At 57.9% G+C, this 8,863-nt stretch carries 9 protein-coding genes and 1 tRNA gene; 6 read left to right on the forward strand and 4 right to left on the reverse strand.

What is annotated here, in order from left to right:
- The gene (locus AB8A50_RS06500; protein ID WP_175368958.1) at positions 1-255 is read right to left on the reverse strand and encodes a PilZ domain-containing protein; all 255 of its coding nucleotides are present in this window, start codon (positions 253-255) and stop codon (positions 1-3) included.
- 329 nt (positions 256-584) lie between these two features.
- Here AB8A50_RS06500 and AB8A50_RS06505 point away from each other — a divergent pair.
- The 5 genes from AB8A50_RS06505 to AB8A50_RS06525 all read left to right on the forward strand — a co-directional run bounded on the left by AB8A50_RS06505 (position 585) and on the right by AB8A50_RS06525 (position 4,252).
- Positions 585-659, forward strand: a tRNA-Glu gene (locus AB8A50_RS06505).
- Positions 660-1,405: 746 nt separating this feature from the next.
- Entirely contained in the window at positions 1,406-2,107 is a 702-nt protein-coding gene (locus tag AB8A50_RS06510; protein ID WP_439077199.1) for a hypothetical protein, read from the forward strand.
- A 32-nt stretch (positions 2,108-2,139) separates the two neighbouring features.
- A complete protein-coding gene (locus AB8A50_RS06515) occupies positions 2,140-2,556 on the forward strand; it encodes a DnaA N-terminal domain-containing protein (protein ID WP_158596793.1) in 417 nt (138 codons plus the stop codon).
- 711 nt (positions 2,557-3,267) lie between these two features.
- Entirely contained in the window at positions 3,268-3,630 is a 363-nt protein-coding gene (locus tag AB8A50_RS06520; RefSeq protein ID WP_120289571.1) for a hypothetical protein, read from the forward strand.
- A gap of 211 nt (positions 3,631-3,841) precedes the next feature.
- Positions 3,842-4,252 carry a response regulator gene (locus tag AB8A50_RS06525; RefSeq protein WP_120289568.1) on the forward strand — a complete coding sequence of 137 codons (411 nt, stop codon included), beginning with the start codon at positions 3,842-3,844 and terminating at the stop codon, positions 4,250-4,252.
- Positions 4,253-4,261: 9 nt separating this feature from the next.
- On the opposite strand, the gene AB8A50_RS06530 is transcribed toward AB8A50_RS06525, so the two are convergent.
- Both AB8A50_RS06530 and AB8A50_RS06535 read right to left on the reverse strand, forming a co-directional pair.
- A complete protein-coding gene (locus AB8A50_RS06530; protein ID WP_120289566.1) occupies positions 4,262-6,184 on the reverse strand; it encodes an HWE histidine kinase domain-containing protein in 1,923 nt (640 codons plus the stop codon).
- Between the two features lie 376 nt (positions 6,185-6,560).
- Complete coding sequence (locus tag AB8A50_RS06535; protein ID WP_120289564.1) at positions 6,561-7,892, reverse strand: TAXI family TRAP transporter solute-binding subunit; 1,332 nt, start codon at positions 7,890-7,892, stop codon at positions 6,561-6,563.
- Between the two features lie 214 nt (positions 7,893-8,106).
- Here AB8A50_RS06535 and AB8A50_RS06540 point away from each other — a divergent pair, with 214 nt between their 5' ends.
- Positions 8,107-8,421 (forward strand): HdeA/HdeB family chaperone, encoded by a 315-nt coding sequence (locus AB8A50_RS06540; RefSeq protein ID WP_120289562.1) that lies wholly within the window; start codon positions 8,107-8,109, stop codon positions 8,419-8,421.
- Between the two features lie 147 nt (positions 8,422-8,568).
- Here AB8A50_RS06540 and AB8A50_RS06545 read toward each other — a convergent pair whose 3' ends face one another.
- The gene (locus tag AB8A50_RS06545; RefSeq protein ID WP_120290313.1) at positions 8,569-8,832 is read right to left on the reverse strand and encodes a hypothetical protein; all 264 of its coding nucleotides are present in this window, start codon (positions 8,830-8,832) and stop codon (positions 8,569-8,571) included.
- Positions 8,833-8,863: the final 31 nt, after the last annotated feature.

Raw genomic sequence — 8,863 nt, forward strand, 5'->3', positions numbered from 1 at the left:
CTACGCGATGAAGCGAACGCCCAGCGTCTTGCCGCGGCGCCAGACCACTTCACACGTACGCCCGGTGCGTGCGTCGCGCGAGAAGGCCAGCTTCATCTTGTTGGGGACCGACGTGGGATCGTCGACGACGACTTTCGCGCCGGAGGCCGAGAGATCCAGCACATTGCATTGCCGGGCCGCGAATCCACCGTCCAGCGTGATCCATGCGGCCTGGTGTACGGACCGGCGTGTGTCGCGTTTTTTCGTCACTGCCATCGCATCACTCCACGCCCCCGGGAGAGAGCCTTAAGCCTGCATGCTTTAAGAACCGTTGAGAGGTGCAGAAGAGTTCGAAATGTCCTGTGCACAAGGTCCGTGCGCCGCGCATGGGGATCATCCACCTGATCCCTCACCGCCCACTTGCCGACCCGAACAAACGTCACTATACGTTCGGCCGCTGGCACCAAACTGATTTGCTTTCGGTCGGTGCCGCCCGCGATAGATCAGCCCTAAAGCTTTGATGTTGCGGCGATTTTAGAAATAGCCGTGCAGAACCGCGGTATCCTTGGCCTGATTTCGGGCCGCTGGATCGGCCGGGGTTTTTTGCTCCCTTCGTCTATCGGTTAGGACGCCACCCTTTCACGGTGGAGAGAGCGGTTCGATTCCGCTAGGGAGCGCCAAAGCCGCTTTCCCCAAAAAATTCCTGAATAAATTCAAAGCCATTCGCAAAGGCCAGCATTCGTGTTGGACGTTTTGTTGGACGTTTTGCAAAGACGTTCGTTCTTGGCTTGTTCACGGCGTATCGTGACTCATGTCTCCGCAATATCACCCCACACCACTACCCGGCGGCGATTGCAAGGCTCTCAATAAGGAGCTGACAAAGGCGCGGGGGTGACGCTGATGCTTACCCGCCAATCGGACGATCTGCAGGCCAAAAGGCGAATCGCTGATCCGGAAGCTGACAAGCTGTGCTGCGAAGTTGGAACGAGTGCATGTGGGCGATGTCCGGCTTCACATGAAGATAAACTGTTCCTCGCCGGAACACTTTCCAGCGATGTTGCTCCATACCCTCGATGAATGTTCCCAGCGGGCGCGCCAGCTTGGGCGTCACTCTATGGCGCGTGAAATCCTTGAAATTAGCGTGGCGGACCAATAATCCCGCGCCGCAAAGTGGGCGGAGGATCGAAGCCGTCACCGATCGCCGCTATCTGGGCCGATCGCGGCTGCCGTTGGATGCGAGGCGGTGGCGGGACTACCGGCCGACTGCCAAGCACAATGTCAGCGATTGGTGAGCGGACCTAAAGGCCGTCGATTATTGACCTTGGCGCCTCGTCAATCTCCGCATAACACGAATCTAACAAATCCCGTTTGAAGACTTTACCGCGGCCGCAAGCGCCCCAAAAAAGCTCAATCGGAACGAGCGTCGATGACGATTATCAGAAGAAAACACAACTCCCGCTACGCATCGTTTCCAAACTCAATCTGGGAAGACGGCCGGATCGGCGTCGATGAAAAAGGCGTTCTGGGATACTTGCTGTCACGGCCCCCGAATTGGGCTGTGCATCTGTCGCAGGTCGGGCGGGTCATGGGTGTTGGCAAGGATCGCATGCAGCGCATCTTTCGCACCCTGATTGCTGCCGGTTACGTCACGCGCGAAACGATCCGCAATGAAAATGGTGCGTTCGTCGCCCTCGAATATGTGATCCGTGACGAGCCCGCCCCCGTGGCGGACGTCGATGATGTCGCGGGCGTTGTTGCAGATGCTGTGGCATTTCTACCGCAGCCTGAATACCCGGCTCCGGCTGACCCGGCGCCGGCTAGGGCGGCTGCATATAAAGAAATGAAGAAACCAAATACTGACTTTACTAAACCTTTTTCTTATACCGAGAGTTCTACTGCTGCGCGCGCGCGACCCGCGTCGACCCCTTCACCTGTTCGATCCGAGGCGCTGCAATCCCAAATTGCTGGCCGGCTGGGTCGCGGGGACGTGGCGCTTGGCTGGGAATTGCTCGGCGAACTTGCTCCTGGCCGGTTAGACCAGCTCACCGCCCAGCAGCGATCTGGCACCCTGACTGAAGAAAGCCTGGCAAAGGTTCGACTCGAGCTGATCAGCCGGAGGGCAGCGTGACAGGTGGCCTTTCAATGGATCGCCTATCTCGCTTGGCAGAGACGCTCCGCAAGACCGATGATGCCGATGCGAGGCTGTTGGCCAGGTTGATCGAGGGATTTGTGCACGTCATTGACGATGCCGTGCAGTCTTCCACGACGGGGCAGTCAGACGTCGCCGCGCCCGCTGCTCGCCCCGATCCTTTAGGGCGGTGGGACACTGATCCGCTGCTGGCCGCCGTTGTGGGACGTCTACGGAGGCGGCTTGGCGATGACAAATGCGGCGCCTGGATCGCGAAGCTGAGCTTCGTTGGCGAAACGGCGGATGTCGTTACGCTGGCTGCACCGACCAGCTTCGTCGCTGACTACGTCAATGCTCAGTTCGGTCTGACGCTCCTTGAGGCGTGGCAAGCAGAGAAGCCAACCGTCATGCGGGTGAAGGTTCGTGCTGCCCCACCTGATCCGCAGTGACCGACGTGCGCTGCCGAAGTATGCAATTGGGCGGAACATGAGCGCTAGCGCATCAGCGAATTATACGGCTCGACGGCCCTTCGGATGTCGAACGCCGCATCGCGCCACGGGACAGGACCAGCCAGTATACTGCCAGACGCGCCCCCCCCGGCGTAGGGACCGTATGCCCTGTTTTTCGTGTTACACGGGGTCGCAGCCCCTAGCATTTTGTCAGTAGATCACCTCGCAAGCGGTACACGCGTGCACGCATTCACACGTGTGTTTCCACGTATGACTCTGGCTGAGCCTCCCCGTGACCTCCCGTAGGACGGTCACCTTGGCGATGCCGTCAGCCGATTTGCGCTGGCGGCGGCTCGAGACAGATAAATGCAGCGCCCCTTGATAAACTGCCCCCGGTCCGTGATCCGGGCTCGGGCCGATCGCCCGCTTCTCTTGTTCGTGACCGTGACGTGACTCGGAAGCGCCTGGTGCGGTGCGCGGCCGCCACCCATGCAGGCGCTGACGCCTGGAGCGCATTCACGAACAATAGCTGGAACGTCGGGCTCCAGGCTGACATATACCGCCAGAACGGCGGCCTGATCCCGACGATTACGATACAGGAGACTTTAACGCGCTCCGTGCCCGACGCTTCGCTGGCGACGACATCTTTCAACAACGTCATCGAAGCGGATTACGCTCTGAACGATGACGAGACGTGTGGAATCGTGTGGAATGCTGGCCGCCCTTCAATACACAAAGGTGGCAGCCGGTGCTGTCTTGGCCACCGTCAATGCAAATCTGATCGGCTACGTCGGCGGCTTCTACCAGTGGGACAACAATTGGAAGCTCACCGGTCGCGTCGGGGTTCAGTCTTTCGGAGGCGCACGGCTCCTCAATTTTAATCCAATTGCATCGTTCACTCAGCCACTACTTCGTATAGACCTAGACCAGTTAGATGACAGTGATAACCAATTGTTCGGCGCCTCGTTACTGGTCTCCTGGGTGCCGAAGCCTTCTTATCAATTGACCTTCAGAACACCGTTATACATTGTAAGGAACTTGACACTGAATAGCGTTCCTTCCACGAGGCTCTGAACTCGGAAATCTGCTGGTGAACAGTTGAAACTGGCGGGGATTTGCCACTTTACGATTGCAGCGACAAGGTTGTGGGCCTCAGAAAGGGCATTCGTCGGCATAGGCTTTCCCGCTTCCGGAACAAGCACGGATTTGAGCGTTAGCGTTCCGATAATCGCTGGCGTGGCAATGAAGACAGGTCACAACAGATACCATTGCGCAGGGATCCAACATGGCGCTGATCGGTCACCAACCCATTGCAAGCGGACCGTCGGAACTGAAAGGCACACATATCCTATTGGTTGAAGACTCTTGGCAACTCGGCAATGCTATGAAACGACTGCTTCGCTTATTGGGAGCGGATGTATCCGGTCCAGCTGCTACCATAGCCGACGCCGAGCGCCTGATTGCCGAAGATGCTCCCGATGTAGGCATCATCGATATCAATCTCCGAGACGGCGAGCGGTCTAACGACTTGATTGATCGCCTGCACGAACGTTGTATTCCCGTTCTCGTCGTCACAGGTTACTCGTCCGTCTCTCTACCTCCCGGCAAGGCCGAGGCCATTCTGACGAAACCCGTAAGAGCGGAAACACTTCTCGCGATGTTGCGCCCTATCCTTAACAGACAGAAGGAACGATGAGAGGTCCTTTCACGTGGCATCGGCTATGCCTGTTTTGAGTGGTATCTCGATTGTACAGGATATACCCTCAGACGAAAATGCAAGGTTGACCGTACCACCGAGCTCATGCGGGATGAGACTGCAAATGAGGCTTGTTCCGTATCCTTCCTGAGGCGGAGCCTCTACCGGTGGACCCCCTGTCTCGCGCCACACGATGTTCAAAACTTTCGCGGCGCCTCCATTGCTGCGGGAGCCCCAGCTTACGGACACCCTGCCTTCCGGGATCGACAGTGCGCCATATTTGGATGCATTCGTCACAAGCTCGTGCAACACCATCCCCAGCGCCTCAACTGCCACGGCGTTGAGCGCGATATCGGGTCCGCAAGTCGTCGTGTTTGCTTTCGTCGCATAGGGCGCCAACTGGAGGCGGACAATATCCGCGACGCGAACTCGCTCCCATTTATTCTGGCTTAACAACTCATGGGCAATTGCCATGCTTTGAATGCGCTGATCGAGGGATTGGACAAATTCGTCCATCGTACTGCTGCCCTGTCTCGTGCACATGGCGACCGCCCCGACCCGCGCAAGCACATTTTTGACGCGGTGATCAAGCTCTGCCACCAGCAACCGTTGATGCTCCTCAGCTCGCTTGCGTTCCGTTATATCGCGGGTCAGGCCCCTGATGCATATGCATTCCCCGGCTTGGTCGAACTCGGCCGTTGCCGTTTCTTCAAGCCACATTTCCCGACCGTCGGGGTGCATCACTCGAAAGGTGATTGCATACGAAGGTTTGTCCGGCCGGACATTTTTCACCTGCGACTTGAAGCTAGCGCGGTCATCAGGGTGAACCAGCGCAAAAAAGCGAATTGTTGTTAACGGAACTAGTGTGTCGCAGCCAAGTACGTTCGAAGCATTTTCACTATGTCGCGACAAGCCGGTGCGAGCGTCCCATTCGAAGGCCATTACCGCACCGGCCTCCAACGCCTCTTCCAACCGGGCCGCAACCTCGCTAACCGCAGCCTCGTGCTCACGCCGCTCTGCGAACAGAGAGGCAAGAACCAGCGCGCAGAGCGACGTTGTCAGGATGGCGGCTTGCGCGCCCACGACGCGTTCGTCTATCGGCAGATAAGGGGTGCCGAAATACCCAATGTCAAAGGCTATAGTCCACACGATTGTCAGCGCAAAGATGAATGCTGCTGCCGCGGCGAACATCGGTTGGCAACGGGCCGTCAGCAGCAGCAATAGCGGGAACAGCAGCGCGATGGGAACCACATGCGTCCATGATCCGTGCGGCGGAAAGACAACAAGGGCGCCCAGCACAGTTATTGCCAAGAGCAGTAATGATCCTTCCACAGCCTCGTTTGCCGACGGCGGGTTGCGCACGGCCGCGCCAGTTCCGATCAGCAAAGGCGCAAAGGTTATGATGCCAAGCGCGGCTGACGCGAACCAGTGCTCCCAAATGGTCAAGATCGGTGCTGTCGAACCCTGGAATAATTTGAACCCCAAGATCCCGCCGATCCCCGAGATAGCGCTCGCGAAAACCGCTGCCGCGAGCAATTCGAGGACATGTCGCAACCGGTCGAGAGCGAAACCCGGACCAAATCTGTGCTCAATAAGGCCAGCGGCAAGCAATGCCTCACCGGCATTGCACAGAGCAAAGATGACAGAGCCTGCCAAGGTTCTGTCTCCCGACATATTGGCTGCAATCGTTGCCGCGGCCGTCCCGATAGCAACTGGCAATTTGGCACGGGGACCAAGCGCTATCAGGGCTCCGGTGGCAACACCGGAAGCCGGCCAGAACACGGCCACGCCATCAGGCTTTGTCAGCAGAGTAAGACCGAGCCGCGCCGCTAGAAAAAACGCGAAGCCAACCGCCACGGTCACGCCAATCGCGGTGACCCATTGCCGGGTCGGATCAACTGCCCCTAGCCGCCCCACGCCATTGCCAGTCAAGAGTGCCTCCGCCCTGGAATGATCCCTGCCCCAACATCAAAGCATGGGAGGCAATCCCCAGCTAGAGCGGCAGTTACAAATACGTTGCGACATTCGTTCTGGATCATTCTCGACCGGGCCGAGGGCAGTTACGGCGCTGCCCGAGACGTTCCCGAATTCTGAAACCGGAGCCACGAAATCCCACGGGGTCTGGCTGAGGTGATGCCAGCAACACCCCGCATTGTCCTGTTCTTGAAACGATGGAAGTCGACTACCTTTCGCGCTACTCGCAATTTTGCCCGATTGCGTTCGGTCGACCGAAGCTACGAGCGGTACGCCGCACACGGCAGGCAACCTCGAGAGCGGCGTGCGCTCGGGCAACGCGCGAGGAATTGCATTAGGCCTGTTCTCCAGACGCGCCAGTTCGCTGCGCCCCAACCAACAGCTTGCGATCATGGATCAGGTTTTCCAGCCGATGGGCTGCCACGTTTAGCGCAACAACATCGCGGGCCTCCTCATCGCTCGACGCGCGCTTTAATTGTTGCGTCTGAAGCACTCCGTCGATCTCGCGCTCGATTTCGTCGAGTTCAGCCTCATCGCTGCTGCCACGGATACGCCGTCCGAGTGCATAGAGTACATCCAGCGCCTCCTCTTGGGTCAGCGGCGGCTTCGCCCACAGGAACTTCCAGGATGCAGCGAACACGGACGCAAGCGCGCCCACGATCATGGGTACCAAAAAGATTATGTTGCCCCATTTGTCCAGAAAACTCACCTGCGTGCCGTTGTAGAATACCGCCGCCCCCGGGTGCGCCGGCAGATAGGCAGACGCGTCTGTATCGGCCGCCGAGACCTGAGCCAAGATCGGCAATTCGGCCAATAAGTCGCGCCGCGCTTTCATCACGGATTCCGTGAGGTCCGCCACGAGATCGCTGCTCAACGTCTTTTGGGCAACCAGATAGAATGAGGTCCGCAGCGTAGTGACGTCCTCGGCCGGATTGGGCGGAGAGCCTCGCAACGTACCTTTTGGAATTTCGAAGGACTCATACGCCCGCTCCTTCTGGGCAATAGCCGGAGCCGATTCGATCGGGATCAGTGTTGGGCCGGATTTCCCGGCCTGCGGGAACAGACTACGCAGAAGCGACAGATACTTTTCCGCAAGTGGCATCACGATCAGTATCGCGCGCACTTCCTTGGAGTCGATCATGCGTCGCGTGTCAGCCAGCCCAATATTCTTGAAGACGACCCCAGATCGCGTGAGGTCATACTCGTCGATCAAGACTTTTACGAGCCGCTGATTGATATCGCCGCCGACTACGCCGACGTTGGCGCGCTTCAGGCTTGCAATATCAGTAATAGGAGAGCCCGGTGGAGCGACCAGCAGAGCCACCGTATGCGTCACAACGGCGACCGCTTGCGCCTGCGAGAGGTCGCCAACGTCACCCCTGACCACGGCAAGATCCACCGTGCCGGAAGAAAATGCATCGGCCGCTTCGGCAGCGCCTGCTGCCTCAACGATGTTGAGCCGCACCGGCGCCTTCTGCTGCGCCAGCCTGCTAGCCAATGCAGCGACCAACCTGCTCGCCTCGCCATCCAGTGACCCCGCCGCGATGGAGAGGGTTGTAGGCCGGGCATGCCAGTGCCAGGCAAATAGCCCGGCGCTCGTCATCAGAACGACGGCGCCTGCGACCAACGTGATCCGCAGCCAGATGGGTAGCTTGATCGCGTCCATGCTGCGTGTCTCGCACAAAAACTCCTCCGCTGCGGCTCTGTGACCGTAAAAAGAGGAGTGTCAGCCTGCTGCCAGGAAATGACCGACACTAATGGACTCCTGACCAGACCGCCCATTGATTCAGATCAAGTCCGGGTAGCCGCAACCAGCGGAATCTGCCCGCCGAGGCATAGCGCAGCCGCTTGGTTGCGTATGAAACAACGCAGAGAGCGGCATGCATAAATTACTCGTTGCGACCACGGTCATATCATCATTGGCTGCGCCAGCCGCTGCAGAAGACAAGATGGTCGTCGACATGAGCAAGATGAGCTGCAGTGAATTGACCAAGCTCGGCTTCCAGGATTTCTCCGGCATCGCCATGTGGCTGAGTGGCTACTACAATGCGAGCGTTCGAAATACCACTATCGACCTCTATCAATTCGCGCAGGCCGCTAAGGTGGTGAAAGATTATTGTTCGACAAACCCGCGCGCAACGGTGGTGTCCGGCATTGAACGGGCGCTCGGCATCAAGATGCCACGACCGCGGTAGAGAGTATCGCTGCTAACAGCTATGCACGGACAAGAAGTCAGCATCGAGTGACCACTTTAGGCACGTTGGGATTTCGTGGAGCTGTCATCTATTCGTCGCCGGTGCTGGCTGTGGAGTAAGACAATAGCGATATCTCAGCGGCACAATCTATTTCGGAAGGCATTCCACATTAAATGCAATGATGATCTGCGCAGGGTCGGCCTTACCGACACTCTTAAGGTCTTCAAGCCCACTTTTCAACTTGGCTCCCGCCTCCTTTAAGCTGCCTTCAAGCATCAGCTTGGCCTTCTTGCATCGTTCCTCGTTGGAGAACTCCTGAAACACAACAGTTGGAAGAAGTCTCCATTCCGATCTGTCGTTTGTCACCGCAGGGCTCACTGAGTAGGAAAAGACGTACATCAGAATCCACATCGACATGCTCCATATATGATGTGATAGCGAT

Origin of the sequence: Tardiphaga sp. 841_E9_N1_2, assembly GCF_051811065.1 — a bacterium.
Taxonomy (GTDB): Bacteria; Pseudomonadota; Alphaproteobacteria; order Rhizobiales; family Xanthobacteraceae; genus Tardiphaga; species Tardiphaga robiniae.

What these genes read in the sequence shown, in the direction of transcription:
- AB8A50_RS06545 (WP_120290313.1), bottom strand. Translation starts at nt 8,832, where the DNA reads ATGTGGATTCTGATGTACGTCTTTTCCTACTCAGTGAGCCCTGCGGTG.
- AB8A50_RS06520 (WP_120289571.1), top strand. Translation starts at nt 3,268, where the DNA reads ATGCTGGCCGCCCTTCAATACACAAAGGTGGCAGCCGGTGCTGTCTTG.
- AB8A50_RS06500 (WP_175368958.1), bottom strand. Translation starts at nt 255, where the DNA reads ATGGCAGTGACGAAAAAACGCGACACACGCCGGTCCGTACACCAGGCC.
- AB8A50_RS06540 (WP_120289562.1), top strand. Translation starts at nt 8,107, where the DNA reads ATGCATAAATTACTCGTTGCGACCACGGTCATATCATCATTGGCTGCG.
- AB8A50_RS06510 (WP_439077199.1), top strand. Translation starts at nt 1,406, where the DNA reads ATGACGATTATCAGAAGAAAACACAACTCCCGCTACGCATCGTTTCCA.
- AB8A50_RS06525 (WP_120289568.1), top strand. Translation starts at nt 3,842, where the DNA reads ATGGCGCTGATCGGTCACCAACCCATTGCAAGCGGACCGTCGGAACTG.
- AB8A50_RS06535 (WP_120289564.1), bottom strand. Translation starts at nt 7,892, where the DNA reads ATGGACGCGATCAAGCTACCCATCTGGCTGCGGATCACGTTGGTCGCA.